This window comes from Spirosoma sp. SC4-14 (assembly GCF_037201965.1).
Lineage (GTDB): Bacteria > Bacteroidota > Bacteroidia > Cytophagales > Spirosomataceae > Spirosoma.
This window is the reverse complement of record NZ_CP147518.1, coordinates 2286147-2306313: the sequence shown is the minus strand read 5'-3', so window position 1 is coordinate 2306313 and position 20167 is coordinate 2286147. Positions and strand designations below refer to the sequence as shown.

17 protein-coding genes are annotated in these 20167 nt (G+C 49.3%); all 17 read right to left on the bottom strand.

Annotated elements, in window-relative coordinates:
• On the bottom strand, positions 1–1488 hold the full coding sequence (locus tag WBJ53_RS09355) for an acyl-CoA synthetase (protein WP_338875824.1): 1488 nt from the start codon (positions 1486–1488) through the stop codon (positions 1–3).
• Between the two features lie 44 nt (positions 1489–1532).
• Complete coding sequence (ribA, locus tag WBJ53_RS09350; protein ID WP_338875823.1) at positions 1533–2045, bottom strand: GTP cyclohydrolase II RibA; 513 nt, start codon at positions 2043–2045, stop codon at positions 1533–1535.
• A 48-nt stretch (positions 2046–2093) separates the two neighbouring features.
• Positions 2094–2780, bottom strand: coding sequence for an urease accessory protein UreF (locus WBJ53_RS09345; RefSeq protein ID WP_338875822.1), 687 nt, complete (start codon positions 2778–2780; stop codon positions 2094–2096).
• On the bottom strand, positions 2777–3286 hold the full coding sequence (gene ureE, locus WBJ53_RS09340; RefSeq protein WP_338875821.1) for an urease accessory protein UreE: 510 nt from the start codon (positions 3284–3286) through the stop codon (positions 2777–2779). The genes WBJ53_RS09345 and ureE overlap by 4 nt, the downstream gene beginning before the upstream one ends.
• 47 nt (positions 3287–3333) lie before the next feature.
• Positions 3334–5049, bottom strand: coding sequence for an urease subunit alpha (gene ureC / locus WBJ53_RS09335; protein WP_338875820.1), 1716 nt, complete (start codon positions 5047–5049; stop codon positions 3334–3336).
• Positions 5050–5062: 13 nt separating this feature from the next.
• Positions 5063–5614 carry a GNAT family N-acetyltransferase gene (locus WBJ53_RS09330; protein WP_338875819.1) on the bottom strand — a complete coding sequence of 184 codons (552 nt, stop codon included), beginning with the start codon at positions 5612–5614 and terminating at the stop codon, positions 5063–5065.
• Positions 5611–5976 carry an urease subunit beta gene (gene ureB, locus WBJ53_RS09325; protein WP_338875818.1) on the bottom strand — a complete coding sequence of 122 codons (366 nt, stop codon included), beginning with the start codon at positions 5974–5976 and terminating at the stop codon, positions 5611–5613. Before ureB ends, WBJ53_RS09330 begins: the two co-directional genes overlap by 4 nt.
• Before the next feature lie 59 nt (positions 5977–6035).
• Positions 6036–6338: an urease subunit gamma gene (gene ureA / locus WBJ53_RS09320; protein WP_338875817.1), complete on the bottom strand. Its 303-nt coding sequence runs from the start codon at positions 6336–6338 to the stop codon at positions 6036–6038.
• Between the two features lie 94 nt (positions 6339–6432).
• Positions 6433–8622 carry a penicillin acylase family protein gene (locus WBJ53_RS09315; protein ID WP_338875816.1) on the bottom strand — a complete coding sequence of 730 codons (2190 nt, stop codon included), beginning with the start codon at positions 8620–8622 and terminating at the stop codon, positions 6433–6435.
• Positions 8623–8861: 239 nt separating this feature from the next.
• Positions 8862–9842 carry an XdhC family protein gene (locus WBJ53_RS09310; protein ID WP_338875815.1) on the bottom strand — a complete coding sequence of 327 codons (981 nt, stop codon included), beginning with the start codon at positions 9840–9842 and terminating at the stop codon, positions 8862–8864.
• Between the two features lie 177 nt (positions 9843–10019).
• Complete coding sequence (locus tag WBJ53_RS09305) at positions 10020–12329, bottom strand: molybdopterin cofactor-binding domain-containing protein (RefSeq protein WP_338875814.1); 2310 nt, start codon at positions 12327–12329, stop codon at positions 10020–10022.
• Positions 12330–12706: 377 nt separating this feature from the next.
• Entirely contained in the window at positions 12707–13171 is a 465-nt protein-coding gene (gene tnpA / locus WBJ53_RS09300) for an IS200/IS605 family transposase (protein ID WP_338875813.1), read from the bottom strand.
• Positions 13172–13581: 410 nt separating this feature from the next.
• Positions 13582–14997: an FAD binding domain-containing protein gene (locus tag WBJ53_RS09295; protein ID WP_338875812.1), complete on the bottom strand. Its 1416-nt coding sequence runs from the start codon at positions 14995–14997 to the stop codon at positions 13582–13584.
• A gap of 98 nt (positions 14998–15095) precedes the next feature.
• The gene (gene preA / locus WBJ53_RS09290; RefSeq protein ID WP_338875811.1) at positions 15096–16364 is read right to left on the bottom strand and encodes an NAD-dependent dihydropyrimidine dehydrogenase subunit PreA; all 1269 of its coding nucleotides are present in this window, start codon (positions 16362–16364) and stop codon (positions 15096–15098) included.
• Positions 16365–16435: 71 nt separating this feature from the next.
• Entirely contained in the window at positions 16436–17839 is a 1404-nt protein-coding gene (locus WBJ53_RS09285; protein WP_338875810.1) for an NAD(P)-dependent oxidoreductase, read from the bottom strand.
• A 25-nt stretch (positions 17840–17864) separates the two neighbouring features.
• Positions 17865–18731, bottom strand: coding sequence for a nitrilase-related carbon-nitrogen hydrolase (locus WBJ53_RS09280; protein WP_338875809.1), 867 nt, complete (start codon positions 18729–18731; stop codon positions 17865–17867).
• 39 nt (positions 18732–18770) lie between these two features.
• The gene (gene hydA, locus WBJ53_RS09275; RefSeq protein WP_338875808.1) at positions 18771–20153 is read right to left on the bottom strand and encodes a dihydropyrimidinase; all 1383 of its coding nucleotides are present in this window, start codon (positions 20151–20153) and stop codon (positions 18771–18773) included.
• Positions 20154–20167 lie beyond the last annotated feature (14 nt).

Genomic DNA, 20167 nt, shown 5'->3' with positions numbered 1-20167 from the left:
TTAAGTAGTTAGGAACAACGGTTTAAGATCGTTTTTGGTAACTTTGCCCATGGCGTTGCGGGGAAGTTCAGCAACCACCCGGTAGTGTCGGGGCACTTTATAAGCAGGCATTTGCTGACGCAGCCAGTTGTTGATTTCGGTAATGTCAACAGAATCGTCATTAACCAGCAGCGCAGCGCCAACCAGTTCGCCCCACTCTTCGTTCGGAATACCCACCACACTGCAATCGCTAATGGCGGGGTGGGTGCGGAGTACCTCTTCAATTTCGAGCGCCGAAATCTTGTAGCCCCCCGATTTGATGATGTCGATCGAGTCGCGACCCAGAATACGATAGTAGCCCTCTTCAACAACGGCAATATCGCCCGTTCGGAACCAGCCGTCGTCAGTAAATGCTTTTTGGGTAGCTTCTGGCCGGTGCCAGTATTCCAGAAAAACGGTATCGCCCTGTATCTGAATTTCGCCGGGTTGGTCGGTCGGTACCTCGTTGTTGGCTTCATCGACCAGTCGAACCTGCACGCCCGGCAACGGTTGACCAATGTGGCCCGCCCGGCGTTCGCCTTCGTAGGGATTACTGATGCCCATACCAATTTCGGTCATACCGTAGCGTTCGAGCAGCGTATGGCCGCTAATGGTTTTCCATTTTTCCATTACCGAAACGGGCAACGCGGCCGATCCAGAAACCATCAGCCGGAAGGGCTTCAGGATTGCCGATAGTTGTTGTTGCTGATCGACCGGAAGGCTTTCCCAATAGGCAATCAGCTTGAAATAAATGGTTGGTACGGCCATGAACACATTGATAGCCCCTTTCTGAAAGGCAGCAAAAACCGACTCGGCAGTAAATGTCGGCAAAAACTCCACCGTAGCACCCGACCAGAGCGCACAGCTAATGACGTTGACAATACCATGAACATGATGCAACGGCAGCACGCACAGAATATGATCTGTTGGCGACCAGTGCCAGGCAGCAACCAGCGTCGAAATCTGCGCTTCCAGATTCCGGTGTGTTGTCACAACGCCTTTGGGCAGGCTGGTGGTGCCACTGGTATACAAAATCATGGCCCGACGTTCTGGCTCAATAGTCGGTAACTGAACCGGCGGCACCGTTGGTTCTTCTCCCAAAACAATCAATCGCAACCCTTTTTGGGCAATCAGCGGGGCCAGCATGGTTGCATACGCACTACTGACAACGATTATTTCCGCTTCCGTATCGTCGATAACATATTGCAGCGACGGCAAGGGATAGGAAAGTGCCAGTGGTACGGCAATGCCGCCAGCCCGCCATACTCCCCACTGCACCCGTACATAATCGAACCCCGGCGTAACCATAAAGGCTATCCGTTTTTCGTTCAGATCAGTATTTTCGGCAAGAAGCAGGGCAGCAAAGGCAGCAGAAGCATCGAGAAGCTGTTGATAGGAATAAGATTGGTTGTCGGATAAAATTGCCGTGTTTTCGGGATGGCGGAGGGCACTATTGATGAGTTGAAGCATAAATTAACCTGAACTAGAGAACCGGATTTAGGAAGCAATTGTGCTTATAGCCTGGTGGCCTGTGTGCCAGCAACCGTAATGCCGTGTTGAGTAAGCGTTTCTACTTTTTTCGGATTGTTGGTTAACATTCGAATGGATTTCACGCCCAGCACCCGCAGGATTTCGGCGGCTTGAGCATAATCCCGTGCATCGCGTTTGAACCCAACTGCTTCGTAGGCATCGGCCTGTGCCAGCCCCAGCCGTTTATGTTCGACGCTTTTCAGCAAAGCAAAATGCCCGTTGCCTTTACCCTCCTGATCGAGCCAGATAATTACGCCCTGCCCTGCCTGCTGAATAAGTCGCTGCGAGATTTCCATCTGTTCCCGACAATCACATTCGATGCTGTTGAACGCATGGCCAAACAAACACGACGAATGAACCCGGCACAGGACGTTTTCAGCTTCGTTTACATCGCCCATAATAAGCGCTATCGATTCTTTTTGTCCGTTGTAGAACAGCACTTCGTGATACTCGCCAAACTTAGTTTTAAGATTGCCTTCAGCTAATTTAACGATCATGGTTGAGTGTTTTTTTGGTAAAACTAAGCAGACTCAGCCTAAGTAGCGTCACGACATATACAGCCGCGAATACAACCGTTCGTGCTGCATACTTCGAATGTCGAAACCGGGGCAGCATAGCCCAATGCAACTTCGGTTGGGGTTGAGCGTTTGTTCGGTTAGCTCCTGGATAAGTTGCTGAAACGAAAACAGGATTTCCTGCCCATCCTGCTGGCCCAACGGAATCAGTTTGACACTATTGGTAACCATACCAACGGCAGCATTGTAATAAAAACCGGTTAACGCATCGGTTTTGGGAATTTGCAGGACTGATGCATATATACCGAAAAGCAGGCAGTAATGACCAGTAGCCTGTTGGGCCCGAATGGCATTGCGGTACTGATCAGCCAGTAGACTGGAACAAAGAGGTTGAAATATTTTTAACAACCGCATGCCAAGTTTCTGACTGGCCTGCCGCATTTCTCGCGGCAACTTCACGGCTGTGCATTCGTCGTCGAGTTGCAGAAGTTCGTTCAGATCGTTATGGGTAGCGGCATCGAAAGCCAGCGAAACCAGAGCAGCATCTGTGTAGAACAGATTTCTGGACAGCATTTCGGTGATGAACGCCCGCGCCGTTGCCGCATCATGCACCACTCCGGCCTGCACGTAAGTTTCCAGTCCCGCCGAATGGGCGTAACCGCCAATGGGTAAGGTTGGGTCGCTCAGTTGTAACAAACGTAACAGGGCGGTATTCATTCGGGAGAGGCTGTAAGTTTCAGGATTTTCGAAAATAGGCTACTGCTGCTGTCGGCGTGTGCATGGGGTGAAACCGAGGTGTTGAGCGGATTTAGTAATTGTCGCTGCTGACGTTCTACGGCATAGCCCGATGCGGTCAGTAAGCGAAACAGCGGTGCGTCGTAGGGAGCCAGCAAGCTATCGTTTTCGTAAAACAAAGGCAGATGCTTGTTGCCAATTTCGTAACAGACAGAAGCCATTTCATGCATGGATGCCGGACAAATCACGAGCGCATCGCAGGGAAGAACCTCAACGACAATAACCGTCTGGCTGTCTTCGTAGAGTACATCGCCCTGCGTCAGACGTGGGTTTTCGGACAGAAATTTCAACGCAACATCCTGCCCATTTCGTGTCCGTTTTCGCATGATGCGTTTGCTGGTTTCATACCATTCCAGCGGGAGGTAGTCGATCGTTCGGTTATTGAGAACGATGGCATCAAGAGAGGCTATTTTTTGCTGAATCAGCATTGGTTTTAGCACACGGATTTAACGGATGCTTACGGATAAGCAATTTTCTAAAACAAAAAATACCGCTGGGCGAGTGGGACCACCGTAACGGGTTCACAGGTGATGGGATGGCCATCGACTTTCACTTCGTAGGTTTCGGGATTTACGTCGATTTGGGGCGTTGCGTCGTTATGAATAAGGTCTTTCTTGGAGATTGCCCGGCAGTTTTTGACGGGCAACACCAGTTTCTGCAAGTCATATTGCTGCACAATCCCTTTGTTGAGCGATACCTGCGATACAAACGTGGCGCAGGTTTTATGCAACGCTTTCCCGTATGCCCCAAACATATGCCTATAGATGACTGGCTGAGGTGTTGGAATCGATGCGTTGGGGTCGCCCATCCGGCTGGCGATAATCATACCGCCTTTTATAATCATTTCGGGTTTGGCACCGAACATAGCCGGTTTCCATAGCACCAGATCGGCCAGTTTACCCGCTTCCAGCGAACCTACATAGTCTGAAATTCCGTGCGAGATTGCGGGATTGATGGTGTATTTGGCTACGTATCGTTTCACCCGGAAATTATCGTTTTGATGGGCTACATCTTCGGGCAAAAACCCGCGTTGTTTCTTCATCTTATCGGCGGTTTGCCAGGTGCGCGTAATTACTTCGGCCACGCGACCCATTGCCTGCGAGTCGGAACTCATCATACTGAACACACCCATGTCGTGCAGAATATCTTCGGCGGCAATGGTTTCGGGACGAATGCGGGAGTCGGCAAAGGCCACATCTTCGGGAACCGACCGCGACAGGTGATGACAAACCATTAGCATATCGAGGTGTTCGTCGATGGTGTTGGCTGTGTATGGTCGCGTTGGGTTGGTTGAGGAGGGGAGCACGTAGGGGTACATGGCCGCTTTGATGATGTCGGGGGCATGGCCGCCACCAGCGCCTTCCGTATGAAACGTATGAATAACCCGTCCGTTGATAGCGTTGATGGTATCTTCCAGAAAACCGCCTTCGTTCAGCGTATCGGTATGGATCGCTACCTGCACGTCGTATTTATCGGCCACTTGCAGCGATGCGTCGATAACGGCCGGTGTCGAACCCCAGTCTTCGTGAATTTTTAGTCCCAGCGCCCCGGCTTCGATCTGTTCTTCGAGCGGAGCCAGGGAAGCACAATTGCCTTTGCCCATAAAGCCCAGATTCATCGGAAACGCATCGGCCGACTCCAGCATTTTTTGAATATTCCAGGCTCCGGGCGTTACGGTCGTGGCGCTGGTGCCATCGGCGGGTCCGGTTCCGCCACCCATCATGGTTGTGATGCCACTGAACAGGGCATGGTCGATCTGCTGTGGACAGATGAAGTGGATGTGCGAATCAATACCGCCCGCTGTGGCAATCAGCCCTGCACCACCGTGTACTTCGGTCGATGCGCCAATGATCATGTTCGGGTCGACGCCGTCCATGGTATCGGGGTTTCCGGCTTTGCCAATGCCAACAATTTTACCATCTTTCAGACCAACATCGGCTTTCACGATTCCCCAGTGGTCGATGATCATGACGCTGGTAATGACCATGTCCAGAACGCCTTCGCTGCGGGTTGCCGTAGCCGACTGGGCCATACCGTCGCGGATGGTTTTGCCGCCCCCAAATTTCGACTCGTCGCCGTAGACAGTAAAGTCTTTTTCAATTTCGATGATCAGATCCGTATCGCCCAGGCGCACTTTGTCACCGACGGTTGGGCCATACATATTGGCGTATTTGATGCGGTTGATTTTCACGGCGTTTATAGTCCTAAGCGAAAGCCTTAAGTTCTTTGATCATGTCGTAATTTCCGATTCCGTTATGCTCGAAATAACCGAGTTCGCGAAATCCATATTTTTCATAAAAGCGAATAGCGCGCTCGTTGCTGCTTTGTACTCCTCCCCACAAAATCATGCGCTCGAATGGCTCCGTTTGCAACTCGTTGAGTACCATTCGAAACAACAGATTACCTACGCCCGAACTCTGCCAGGCATCGGCCACCGATGGCGCAAACGTACAATCAGTTTCAGCGCTTAACTGCAATCCGTAGCTTTCTAACCGTTCTGCTTCTTTTGGTAGAAAACCGCGTTTAATGATGAAATAAGCCACAATTTCAGGCTCGTCAACCGATTCGGCTATGTAGGCCCGGTGGTTCGCATCCTGATAAAAGTTCGTGACCGACTGGCTATCGAACGAGTGCGGCTCAAATCGACGGCGGGTTGCCTGACTAAGTTTGTCCAGATAATTGACCAGCGCCGGTAATTTGTCAATGGCCAACAGGCTAATCGAAACGGATTTATGGTCTTTTGTCTGAACGGTCATGCATTTTTAAAGCCTTTCGAGATGGCCTCCTGTGTGGTTGTTGCAGCATTTTTTTCGGCAATTGAGCCATCGACCAGATTGCTGAAGCCAACTACGCGCTTATTGCCCCCCAATTCGACCAGTTCCACTTCTTTTTCTTCGCCGGGTTCGAAGCGAACGGCCGTTCCGGCCGGGATGTTCAGTCGCATTCCCAACGCTTTCTGCCGGTCGAAAGCCATCAGTCGGTTAATCTCAAAAAAGTGAAAGTGCGATCCTACCTGCACCGGCCGGTCGCCAGTATTAACAACCATTACCGTAGTGGTTTTCCGACCTACGTTGCATTCGATATCACCTTCGGCAAGTATGTATTCTCCTGGAATCATGGTTATAGCTAGCTGCGATATGCTGTTAAATCCGTGTCATCTGTGTTCTGAAAAGACTATTACCGGATCGGATCGTGTACGGTTACGAGCTTGGTGCCGTCGGGAAATGTGGCTTCAATCTGAATTTCATGAATCATTTCGGGAATGCCCTCCATCACATCCTCACGCGAGAGAATGGTAGTGCCATAATGCATTAGTTCGGCTACGGTCCGACCATCGCGGGCAGCTTCCTGCAAACGACTACTGATCAGGGCAATGGCTTCGGGATAATTCAGTTTCAGGCCACGTGCTTTTCGTTTTTCGGCTAGCTCGCCAGCCAGAAACAGGAGGAGTTTTTCGGTCTCGCGTGGAGTTAGATGCATAAACGACGTCGGGATTTGCAGGATTGCTATGCAATATAGACGAAAAAAGAATTTTCGCTACCTTGGTTTAAACCCACAAGTCGGATGTAGGAAATTACTCTCCCGGATGATACACTCGTTCGGCAGTAGCCACAACCTCTTTTTTGTAAAACAGAATGTCTTTGTACTGCCCTTTAATATAACCGTCGACCTGATCGGTGAAGTGGCCCGACGCGGGATCTGAGCTCGATCCGCCCGTAAGGATAGATTTCCCTTTCAGCGTTTTTCCGAATTCAATCACAGCCGCAAAGGTATTGCCCGTAGCACCGTATCGCTTCTGAGTCTGTGGGCTTTTTCGACTGACATATGCATTCAGTGAACCCATATAACCGGGTGTAGCCGGTACAGCCCAACTCCGGCTGACATCACTGAACGATTGCCCGTTGGGAACGCGCTGAAATCGATTAATCGATCCCCAGGCCACCTGCCAGGTACCAAAATCTTTTTGTAAGCCATTAACCACCTTCTTTAACGCATCGAGTATTTGCGTTGTCGAAACGGCATCAGTCGAAATATTGGCACCATTAGTTATCGAATAACGCTCCTCATTAGAGGTAGGTTTTTTCAATTGGGCCACATTCAATTCAATTATTTTCTCCAGCCATAGCACGGCCAGTGTTGTTGCGACTGAGTTGGTATCGGTCTGGAAATTCCAGGATTGCAGGGTTTCTACAGGACCAGCCAGCAAACTGTAGGTCGTATCGGTTTGCAGCGTTTTGTAGGCGGCTACCAGTTTAGGAATATGGTGCTCTCCATTGGGCAGATACGGGTCATGAGCGGCCCTGACAACATCGTCGATCGTGGCATCATTGATTTTATTCAGTACACGAATGGCACTCACGGCACGTGCCGTATGCCCGTCGGGAAGCATATAAACCGGCTTCTTAGCCATCACGGAATCATAAACGCCCGTTCCATACAAAGGTGTCGAATTACAGTTTTGTACCCAGCCGTTTGTGGGGTTGATGTAGTGCGGAATCTCGTCCAGCGAATAGGTTCCCTGCCAGTCAGTAGCGCTGGTGCTACCATCGACGGGGCGTTTCCAGTCGAGCGATGGATCGCGTTTGGGCACAAAGTTGCCATGCCAGTAGGCAATATTGCCTTGCTGATCGGCATAGATAATGTTACTACCGGTCATGGCTCGTTTGTTCAAGACCGATTTGAATTCGTTGAAGTTTCGGGCTTTCATCTTCTGCCAGTGCATGGCCAGCAGGTCGATGTTGGCATCGTGCGTTTTGTGGGCAATCCATTTTGTATTAACCGATGCGATGATTGGCCCATGGTGCGTACGGTAGGCCATCCATTTTTTGGATATGAGCTGGCCGCCCTGTTTGTAATACAGCGTAATGCCCGTGCTGTCGACGGGTCGTAGCTCGCCATTGTAGCGATAGAAATAGTGTCCGTTCTTCCGTTCGATCTGCTCGGCATACAGGTCTTTGGCATCAGATAAGGAGACGGGGTGCATCCAGCCCAGGTGTTCATTAAAGCCTTGAAAAATAGTGAACTGCCCCAGAAAAGGAGCCCCGTAGGCATTAAGCCCTTTTTTGCTGATAACCTGAATTTCAATTCGCCCGTAGAATTCGGCATGTGGATTGATGAGCAGCATTGCCTTTTTGCTTTGCGTACGCGATGGAGCAATAGCCCAACCATTCGATCCGCCATACTCCTGATGTTCGCTCAGGTCTTTGGGCATAAACGACATCGACAGACTGGGATTTCTGGAATAAAAAGCGCGAAGCTCGGCTTCTCCTGAATTGCTGCCTTCGAGCGAGGGCACATTGTTCATCAGCGCCATCCAGGGTTGCACCCGTGTAATGAGCCGTGGTTTCTTCTCTGGATGTGAAATCATATAGAAATTGATTCCATCAGCATACCCATCGCATAGTTTGCGAAGCCATCCTGGCGATTGCTGATAGAGGGCAACCGCTTTAGCGGAATCGATGAACATACGAGTCCAAAGATCTTTGTATAGAGCCGACTCACCTTCAACCTCCGCCTGACGCCCCAGTCGACTGATCAAGGTGTTTTCCACGCTTTCAAAAAACTCCTCGCATTGCACGTACATCATACCGAACACGGCCTCCTGATCGGTTTTTGTGTATACGTGTGGCACTCCCCATTTGTCTTTGATGATCGTGATTCGCCGGGCCTGTTTTTGCAGATGGCTAATTTCTTTTTGGGAAAAGGGTTGTGCCTGAACCGAACAGGCTATGACAAAGACTATGAGGGTTGCTAATTGCTTCATAAAACGTTTGGACTAAGCCGCCGTGCAGAATACAAAGAGGAAGGCATAAAACACGAAACACCAAAAAGGCGACGCGAATCCCAGCACATAATACAACTAATAATTCTGAAATAAATCAATTTCACAGAATATAAAAACACAAAACATGCATTTTCTGTATTTTATTCAAAATTTACAGGAGCTTATAAAATTGTGAATATATGTTTTGCACAAAATGAAAAAGTGGCCGAAATATATATTCAGCTTAAGTATTGATTCTTCACCTGAATAATTTCGGCGGCAATACTTACGGCAATTTCTTCGGGAGTCTGGCTATGGATGGACAGGCCAATCGGTGCATGGATTTGAGTCAGCCCTTCGTCGGAAATACCTTCTGCGCGATAATCGGCAAACAGTTTTCCGATCTTGGTTTTACTCCCCAGCACACCAAAATACCGAAATGACTTATTCAGCAACGCCCGGATAGCCAGATCGTCGGTTCGATAGCCAAAGGTCATAACCACCACAAATTTGTTTGCTCCTGACGGAATCAGATTGGTTAGGTCGCTATACGTACGAATGGTAATTTTCTCATGAGCAACGGCATTCAACTGCATGGTATGCAGGTCCGGGCGGTCGTCGTAGATGCGAATGTAAAAATCCATCAGGCTCATCATTCGCGACAATGCCAATGCACAATGCCCCCCGCCAATAATGAATAGCTCATTTTTATAACCCAGCCGTTCCTGATATTGCCACTCGTCTACCGATCCCCTATTGAAGCTGTAATCAGTATTCAGCGATACGTTTTCCGTAAACTGAATGCCGGATGGCGATAGCGTTAACTGCCCGTTTCGATTTTGGTCAAGGCAATCGACAATGGCCTGAACAGCCGATTCGTCGTGCGGTCGAATCCGATAAACCAGGATGGTCTGATCGCCTGAACAGATCATACCGCTCTGGTTATGAGTGGCTTGTTTGTCATGGTATTGGGTTCGGATGGAAAGCTCAGTGGTGTGTCTTCTAAGCTTTTCATTGGCCATTTCCACAAACTTGTGTTCCATAATGCCGCCCCCAATCGACCCTTCCATGTCGCCCGATGCGGTCACGGCCATCAGAAACCCCTGCCGGCCTGGGCTACTCCCATGACTCTCCAGCACATACAGCAGCATCACTGGCTGCTGTTGTCGTATGCACGTATGAATAAGTTGCCAGGTGGTTAATGATGTTGGTTTGGACATCAGACGGAGTAATATCGTTGATAGAACCGCGAAGCGGTGGTAGTATTATAGAAAAGAAGCCCCTACATTCATTAGAGAGCTCCGAAGGAGTGACATAGTTGATCTATTCTGCCACTCCTTCGGAGTTCTGAAAAAGAGAGGATGTCTGCTTTCTACAATACTACCACCGCTTCGCGGTTATGACGGAAGCTGTTTACTATAACTACTAGTTGAAGAGGTTACGGTTCTATTGTTCGCGTTTTTATCGTACAACGCCATAAGAACCTTTTCAGGTGTCATAGGGGCATCGAACGGAATGTTGGCTGTTGGATTAAAGGCCCGAATAGCATTGCGCAGAGCGAAATAGGCGCCAATGCCGTACATCAGGGGAGGCTCGCCCACGGCTTTCGACCGGAAGATGGCCAGATTGTCCTGCTCGGTTTTCAGGGGTTCGATAGCTATTTCCTTTGGCACCGAATAAATATCCGGCACTTTATAGGTTGATAAGGCATTGGAGCGCAACCGTCCGGCTTTATCATAAACGACCTCTTCCATGGTCATCCAGCCAAGGCCCTGTACAATACCGCCTTCGATCTGCCCACGGTCGATGAGCGGGTTCATGCTGACGCCAAAATCGTGAACAACGTTAACAGCGTCCATTTCATAGGTGCCGCGCAGGCAATCGACCGTCACCTCAACAATGGCCGTACCGTACACGTGATAGGCAAAGGGATGGCCTTTCTCCCGGCTGGCATCGTAATGGATTTCAGGGGTGGCATAATGCGCGTGTTCAGACAGGCTAACCCGTTTCATAAACGCTTCCATTACCAGCCGGTTCCAGTTCCAGTCGGTTCGATTACCGTTCACAAAAACCCATTCATCTTTTAGGGTAACGGCTTCCGCTGACGTTTGAAATTCGCCCGCGGCCACAACCTTTAGCCGGTTAATGATTTCAGCGCAGGCCAACTCCACAGCTTTCCCGTTCAGATCAGCCGTGGCACTGGCTGCCGATGGTGATGTGTTGGCGATTCGATAGGTACTCGTCGTCTGCAACTTCACTCGCTCCGGCCGAATGGACAGCACATGAGCAGCCACCTGTAACATCTTCGTGTTTACCCCCTGTCCCATCTCGACAGCGCCCGTACTTACGCCCACGCTCCCATCGGTATAGACGTGTACCAGCGCCCGCGCCTGATTCATGCGGGTGTTGGTGAACGAGATACCGAAGCAGATTGGCATCAGCGCCAGACCTTTTCTATACAATGAGGTGTTGCTATTGAATGCATCAATTTGGGTTCGAATCGTTTCCAATTGATACAATTCCACGGCTTTATTCCAGCAGGCATGGGCTTCACTCACAGCGTGTTGTCCATAGGCAAATTCATCGCCGGTTTTGTTGAGGTTTTTAGCCTGAATTACCGACGCTTCAATGCCTAATTCCTCGGCCGCTTTAGCGATGGCTGCTTCAATGACGAACATACCCTGCGGCCCACCGAACCCCCGGAACGCCGTATTGGGCGGTAGGTGTGTCCGACAGCTATAGGCCGTGGCCGTTACATTCGGAATGAAATAGGTATTAGTGCAGTGAAACAAGGTACGCTCCAGCACCGCTGGCGACAGATCGGCAGCCGCACCGGCATTCTGGTAGAACGTAGCTTCGTAGGCAATGATCTTCAGATCGTCGTCGAGTCCGATTTTAAAGTCCGACGAATAGGGATGCCGTTTGCCGGTCATGGCCATATCTTCCATCCGGTGCAGCGAATATTTAACGGGCTTACGGAGTACGTGGGCCGCCAATGCACACAGAGCGGCCCACATATTGGCCTGATCTTCTTTGCCACCAAACCCACCACCCAGCCGCGTTACATCGACATCAATCTGGTGCATAGCCAGCCCCACCGACCGACTAACGGCCCGTTGCACAGCCGTAGGACCCTGCGTTGATGAGTAGAGTTTGATGCCGTTATTCTCCTGCGGAACGGCATAAGCTCCCTGGGTTTCGATATACAGGTGCTCTTGCCCGTTGGTTTCCGTTCGGCCTTCAAAAATATGCGTACACTGCGCCCAGGCCATTGTGGTATCCCCCAGTTTATGGGTCCTTGGCTTTACAATCAATTCTCCTTTTGCCTGGGCTTCGCGAGGGTCGGTAATAACGGGTAACGGATCGATGTCGACGGTAATTTTCCTGACGGCGGCACGGGCGATCTCGTCACTTTCGGCCACGACAAATACAATCGGCATGCCGCAGTAGTGGACGTGCTGTTCGGCCAGCAACGGCTCGTCAGGAATGATGCCACCAATCTGATTTTCGCCCGTTACATCTTTGTACGTGAACAGTTTGACCACGCCGGGCATAGCCTCCGCTGCCGATAAATCCAGTTTTTTAATCACACCATGCGCTACTGGCGAGCCAAATGCAGCTCCGAACAAAGTCCCTCGGATCAGCGGAATATCGTCCAGATACACCGATTCGCCCCGTACATGCGTTCTGGAATCTATATTTTTCATTGTTTGTCAATTCTATGTCGCCCAATCTTATGTCTCCGCACCATAGGGGAGCTTGTATATATCGCCCCGTCGGGGCTTATGTTACGGTGTTGCCTTTCTGCTATAATCCTGCCGCCCCTTCAGGGCTTTTGTATGGCATTTGTCTTTCTGCTATAATATTGTCACCCCCTTCGGGGTTTTGATTAGGTGTTTGCTTTTCTGCTACAATATTGTTACCCCTTCAGTGGTTTTGTTGCAGTTTCCTTTTTCTATAATGCTGTTAGCCTTTCAGGCTTATTTAAACTAAATCTTTTCAAAAATGTAAATCCCGAAGGGATGGTATTATTATAGCAAAAGACCATGCCAGCACGAGTAAAGCCCCGAAGGGGCGACACCATTTACTCCTCAATCCAATCAAACAAATATTTTTCGTCGAATTCAATCTGAAATTTTCTCAAAAACTCGTGGTATTCTTCTTTAAATGTACGATTTCTATGATGTTCTTCCTGATTCAGGATGTACTGATAGACGGAATCAACCTGCGATTGCCCATACGAAAACGCGCCATATCCTTCCTGCCATGAAAACTTACCCCTTACCCATTTACGGTCATTAATGAAATTGCAGGAATTGCTCTTGATATCCCTTACCAAATCCGAAATAGACATCGATGGCCGCAAACCAGCAAAAATATGAACGTGATCGGCTGCTCCATTTACGATTATTGGTTTTTGGTCTTTCCCTTTTATGATTCCGGCAATGTATTTATACAAATCGTCCTTCCAATCTTTCCTAATTAAATTGTCTCTGCCTTTTACCGCAAATACAATCTGTATATAAATCTGAGAGTATGTACCAGCCATAGTTAAAATGTCGCCCCGTCGGGGCTTATGTTACGGTGTTGCCTTTCTGCTATAATCCTGCCGCCCTTTCAGGGCTTTTGTATGGCATTTGTCTTTCTGCTATAATATTGTCACCCCCTTCGGGGTTTTGATTAGGTGTTTGCTTTTCTGCTACAATATTGTTACCCCTCCGGGGCTCTGGGTTATTAACGCGTGGTTGGCTCTATAAAACCAGCAGCTTTTCAAGCTTTTTGTTGCGGGGTTTTTATTGCTGATATACTCCTGACAGACTTTCTGTTTTCTGGAGTCAGCCCTTCACATTTGCTATGACATTGACTGCATTAATCCCGAAGGGATGACATTATTATAGAAAACAGGCCACGTTAACCCGAGTAACAGCCCTGAAGGGGCGGCAGAAATGCCTTTACATTCTATCCAACCACCAACTGTTCCGCCTTCAATTCGGGGAACAACTTAATAAAATGGGCTTTTATTAATTGACTGAGCAAAAGCCCTTTATAGGTTTCGGTTCCGCGTGCGTCGCTAATGGGCGCGATGTCGGTTTGGGCTACGTTTGTGGCTTCGAGAATTAATGCTTCAGTGATCGGTTGCCCCGTTAAAAACGCTTCGGTGTTCGTTAATCGCTTTGGGATGGGCGCAATGCCACCCGCCGACAAGTTTACTGATGTTATCTTATCGTCATCAACCGTAAGCTGAATGGCCGAATTAACACTGGCGATATCCAGATGGGTCCGTTTGCTGACTTTCTCGAAATTGAATCGAGTCGATGAACCCGGCAACTGAAAGCAAATCTGTTCGAGATATTCATCAGGGCGTTTATCGAGCGTTTTATAGCCAAGATACAATTCTCTCAATGGCAATTCGCGAGTCGTTACCCCATCCGTCAATGTAAGCCGGGCATCCAGTGCGAGGAAAAAGATCGTAAAATCGCCAATTGGTGAAGCATTGATAAAGTTACCGCCGATGGTCGCCATATTGCGGATTGGCGTCGATGAAACCAGCTTTGTGTAGGCCTTAAAATCAGGAAAATAGCGCTGTATCACAGGCGATTCTACCAAGTCAGTAACAGTCGTCGCAGCGCCAATAACACATTGATTACCATCCTGACGGATACCTTTCAGCGCTATATTATCGGACAGAAACTGAATGGAAGCTTCCCTGATTTCGTCGTGTTTCTGTACGTAAACGTCTGTTCCTCCGCCAACCCGTTGCGCCAATGGATTGTCGTTCTTTAATTCACCATTTAAATTTAACCGCAAAGCCTGCAATCGCTCCTGAATCGTAGCAAAATACGACGGCAAAATTCCACGATCTGCCACAAACTGCGCTGGTGTTTCTTCTGTTCGTGACCCTACCAATTCAGCCACATGAGCAGCTGCCCGCTCGATAGACTTATAGCCTGTACAGCGGCAGATATTACCATCTATAGCCGCAATGGCATTTTGCGTAGTAGCCGTTTTATTACTCAGACAAAAGCCCGCCAGCGACATCACAAAACCGGGCGTACAAAACCCGCATTGTGTAGCCGATTCGTCGGCCATGGCCTGCTGAATAGGATTCAGGTCATCCATGTTGATGCCTTCAATTGTAACGATGTGTTTTCCGTGGGCATTCCCCAACGGCATCAGGCAGGACGTAGCTGTCTGATAGCGTAACTCCCCAGTCGAACTATCGCCCACCAGCACCGTACAGGCCCCACAATCGCCTTCCCGACAGCCAATTTTTGTACCTGTCAGGTAGTGATGATAGCGCACAAAATCAAGCACCGTCGTTCCGGGCGGCAGCGTCGTACTTACTTCTTTATTATTTAAAATGAAGGAAATCAAAACGTTAACTCAATTAATTTTAGACTTTCTTAGGCACTCACATCAATTGTGAATGATCATTTGTGTAGCTCTGTTCATCATTTATCATTCATAATTAGTTAATGATCGTTCAGGGGTAGTCCGCGCCGTTGGAATTCTTTCCAGTTCAGGTATTCGTCGCCTTTGCGTTGCTCAACCATCGTTATACAGCTATCGACAGGACATACTAATTTACACAAATTGCAGCCTACACACTCATTTTCGATGATCGAATAGGTGTTATATGGCTTTCCGTAGGTCAGACTGATGGCCTGATGCGAGGTGTCTTCACAGGCAATGTAGCATAGGCCGCAGTGAATGCATTTATCCTGGTTGATATTGGCAACGATGTGGTAATTAATGTCGAGATCTTCCCAATGCGTGATGGTCGGCACCGATTTACCGATGAAGTCGTAAATGGTTTTAAAACCTTTTTCGTCCATCCAGTTGTTGAGTCCGTCGCACAGATCGTCGATAATCCGAAAACCATGTTTCATAACGGCCGTACATACCTGTACCGATGTAGCGCCCAGCAGCATAAATTCGGCGGCATCTTTCCAGGTACTGATACCACCAATACCCGAAATCGGTACGCGCGATGTAACCGGGTCCTGCGCAATGGTCGTCAGCATTTTCAGGGCAATTGGCTTTACGGCCGGACCGCAATACCCACCATATACCGATTTCCCGGCTACGTATGGATTTGGCACAAAGGTATCCAGGTCGACACCCGTTACAGACTGAATGGTATTAATCAGCGAGAGCGCGTTGGTGCCTCCTTCAACCGACGCCCGGCCCGTTGGCACTACCGAATGAACGTTGGGGGTCAGTTTGGTAATAACTGGTATTGTGGCCTTTTCCATGACCCATTCGACCACCATTTTGGCAATTTCCGGGTCTTGCCCAACGGCCGCACCCATGCCGCGCTCAGTCATGCCATGCGGGCAACCGAAGTTCAATTCAAGCCCGTGTGCGCCTGTATCTTCCACTTGGGCAATCAGTTCATGCCATTTGTCGCGGGTATTATCGGCCATTAGCGACACAACCATCGCCCGGTCGGGAAACTCCCGAACGCATTCGGCAATTTCGCGCAGGTTGATATCGAGGGGTCGGTCGGAAATCAGTTCGATATTGTTGAACCCCATCACTTTGGTGCCGTTATAATCGACCGCCGAATAGCGTGATGACACGTTTTTGATCTGAGATCCCAGCGTTTTCCAAACCACTCCGCCCCAACCGGCTTCAAACGCCCGCAGGACATTATATTTTTTATCCGTAGGCGGAGCACTCGCCAGCCAATACGGATTCGGCGATTTGATCCCGAGGAAATTTGTGCTTAAGTCTGCCATAATTTTAATGATTGAATGATAGAATGACTGAATGATAGAATGATAAAAATGGACAGTATTCTATCATTCAGTCATTCTATCATTTTTTTCAGTATCGCTCTTGCTCCGTCTTTACCGGCCTGTACGGCGTCGACGACTTCTTTGCCGCCGTTTACACAGTCGCCACCGGCAAAAACACCGGGGATGTTGGTTTCGCAATTGTCGTTGATGGCTAGTTTACCAGACCAGTTTGTGAGCTGGTTGCTGCTAACCAGTTCTTCATAGGGAATCTGTCCGGCGGCTTTAATGACCATATCGACATCCAGCGTGATGGTTTCACCCGTTTCGACCGGTGTCCGGCGGCCACTGTTGTCAGGTACACTCAGTTCCATAACGTTGCAAACCAGTTGTGTTACCCGGCCATTTTCGCCTAGTATTTCTTTGGGCGATGCCAGCCAGATGATGTTACAACTGTCCAGTTTTGCCAGGTTCAATTCTACTTCGGTACTTGGCATTTCGGCCTGTGTTCGACGATAAACGATGGTTACCTCTTTGGCACCCAGCCGTTTGGCTTGCGTAGCGGCATCGATGGCGGTCATGCCTAGTCCAATCACGGCTACTTTATCGCCAACCGGAACGGATGGATACCCTTTTTCGCGGATGTCGTAAATGAATCGGATAGCGTCTTCAACCCCTTCCAAATCTTCGCCGGGAATAGCCAAATGCCGGGCAACACCAACGCCGATGCCCAGATAAACAGCATCGTAGTTAGCCTGTAGCTCGGCAAGCGTCACATTTCGCCCCAGTTCCTGATCGTAGTTGATGGTAATGCCGCCGAGTGATGTGATAAAGTTCACCTCATCCTCACAGAACTGCGGAGTCACTTTGTAGGCTGCAATGCCGTAGGTCATTAGGCCACCGCCTTTGCTTTCCTTTTCATAGATCGTTACATCGACTCCTTCGCGGCTTAGTACGTGAGCGCAACTCAATCCCGCCGGTCCAGCCCCGACCACGGCCACTTTTTTGCCGACAGAAGGCTTCCGCTGAAACAATGGCCATTTTTGCTCAATCGCTTTCTCGGTCGAATACCGCTGCAGTTTGGCAATCGGAATGGGTGGTTCTTCGAGCAGATTGTATACGCAGGAGCCTTCGCACAACTTCTCAACGGGGCAGACTTTCGAGCAACCGCCCCCCATGATGTTGGCGTCCAGAATGGTATAGGCCGAACCTTTAATGTTATCGGTGGTAATCTGCTTGATGAATTTCGGGATATTGATGCTCGTCGGACAGCTTTTGATGCAGGGAGCATCGTAACAAAACAGACAGCGATTTGCTTCCACCAGAGCCGCTTCGCGTGACTCAAACGGCGGGTGAATGTCACTGAAGTTTTGCTCGTATTGTTCAGTCGTAAGTCGGTTGTTGAGAATAGCCACGTTGATAATTATGAATGATAAATGATGAATTGTGAATGACAGTTGACTTGTTTCGTTCATCATTTATCATTCATAATTCATCATTGCGTTACAGTTCTACCAATTCCTTATACGTCTCGGGTCGGCGGTCGCGGAAGAACTGCCAGACGCTGCGTACTTCGTCGATCATGTCGAGGTCAAATTCGGCAATGAGGAGTTCGTCTTTATCTTCCGAAGCCTGGGCGAAGATTTGACCGCGTGGGTCCACGAAATAGGAAGTACCGTAGAACCGACCCAGATTCCAGGGCTTTTCTTCACCGACGCGGTTGATGCAGCCCATAAAATAACCATTGGCGGCTGCATGAGCCGGTTGTTCGAGCTTCCAGAGGTATTGCGATAGTCCGGCTACCGTTGCCGACGGATTGTACACGATTTCGGCACCGTTCAGGCCAAGACACCGGGCCCCATCGGGGAAATGGCGGTCGTAGCAGATGTAAACGCCGATTTTGGCATAGCGAGTCTGGAAGACCGGGTAGCCCAGATTGCCGGGTTTGAAGAAAAATTTCTCCCAGAAACCCGATGTATGCGGGATATGGTTCTTGCGGTATTTGCCCAGATACGTACCATCCGCATCGATAACAGCAGCGGTGTTGTACAATACGCCAGCCTGCTCCTTTTCGTAAACCGGAACAATCATCACCATATTGTACTTTTTAGCATATTCAGCCATCCGCTCAGTGGTAGGACCAGGAACTGATTCGGCCGAAGCATACCAGGCACTATCTTGCCCCGGACAGAAATAGGGTGTATTAAAAATTTCCTGCAAACATAAAATCTGCACGCCCTTCTGACCGGCCTCTTCAATGAGCGGTATGTGCTTCTGCACCATCGCTTCTTTAATTTCGTCAATCGTGCCTTCGCCTTCGGTCTTCGGCAGGCTCATCTGGATCAATCCCGATTTAATTAGTCTTGGCATGCTTACGTTGGGTTTAAAAGCCCCTGGCCCCCAAGGGGGTTAGATTTTATTACTTACTTTATTTCGTTTTATAAATTGACCGAAGCCTTTGTCGATCAGGCATTTATTGTCGTCAATAGCGACGGTGCCGCGTAGCAGAACGGTCTTGACTTTGCCGGTTAGTTCCCAGCCTTCGTAGCCAGAGTAGTCAACGTTCATGTGGTGGGTTTTGGCCGACAAGGTATGCTTTTCGTTCGGGTCAAAAATCACAATATCGGCATCGCTGCCGATTCCGATGGTTCCTTTTTTAGGGAACATACCGAAGATTTTGGCCGGGTTCGTACAAGCTACTTCTACGTACTTGTTTAGCGTGATTTTGCCTTTGTTTACGCCCTCACTGTACAATAACTCCATGCGATTTTCGATAGCCGGGTGCCCATTCGGAATCTTCGAGAAATCATCCTTGCCCATCAGTTTCTGTTCCCACATAAACGGGCAGTGATCGGTTGCGACTACCTGCACCAATCCCTGATTGATACCAGCCCAGAGCGCCTGCTGGTCTTTTTTCTCCCGCAAGGGCGGACTCATCACCCACTTTGCCCCCTCAAAATTCTGCTCGTACAATGACGCATCCAGAATCAGGTATTGAATACAGGTTTCGGCAAAAACTTTCTGGTTACGTCGGGTAGCATTCCGAACGCCATTCAACGCTCCCTCACAGGTCATGTGTACGATGTAGCCCGGACAGCCGGTGTAATCGGCCAGATCGGTAAAGCGGCAGCTTGCTTCCGCTTCGGTCACTTCAGGCTGTGAGAGATAATGGTAAAGCGGAGATAGTTTGCCCTCCGACCGATGTTTGGCAATCAGGTAATCGATCATATCGCCGTTGGTCGCATGAACCGTTACCATGCCGCCCTGCTTTTTCACCTCCTGCATCAGGCCAACCATCTGGCTGTCGTTGATCATCAAAGCCCCTTTATAAGCCATGAACGTTTTGAACGAGGTAATCCCCTCGTTCTCAACCATATCCTTGATTTCGGACTTCGACTCATCGGTGAAATCGGTGACAGCCATGTGAAAACTGTAGTCGCCAACGGCCGTGCCACGGGCCCGGGAATTCCAGTCGGCGAGGGCTTCTTTCAGTGAATACCCCTGTTTTTGCAGCACAAAATCAATGACAGTCGTTGTTCCACCAAATAATGCCGCCCGCGTTCCGGTTTCATACGTATCGCTCGAAAAGGTACCCATAAACGGCATCGACAAGTGTACATGCGGGTCGATACCACCCGGGAAAACTAGTTTTCCCGACGCATCGATCACCGTATCGGCCTGAATGGGTAAATTCTTACCGATGGCCGAGATCGTTTCACCCTCAATAAAAATATCCGCAACGTAATCCTCAGCCGCCGTAATAACCCGACCGTTTTTAATAAGTATTGACATGTCTTTCTTTGTGT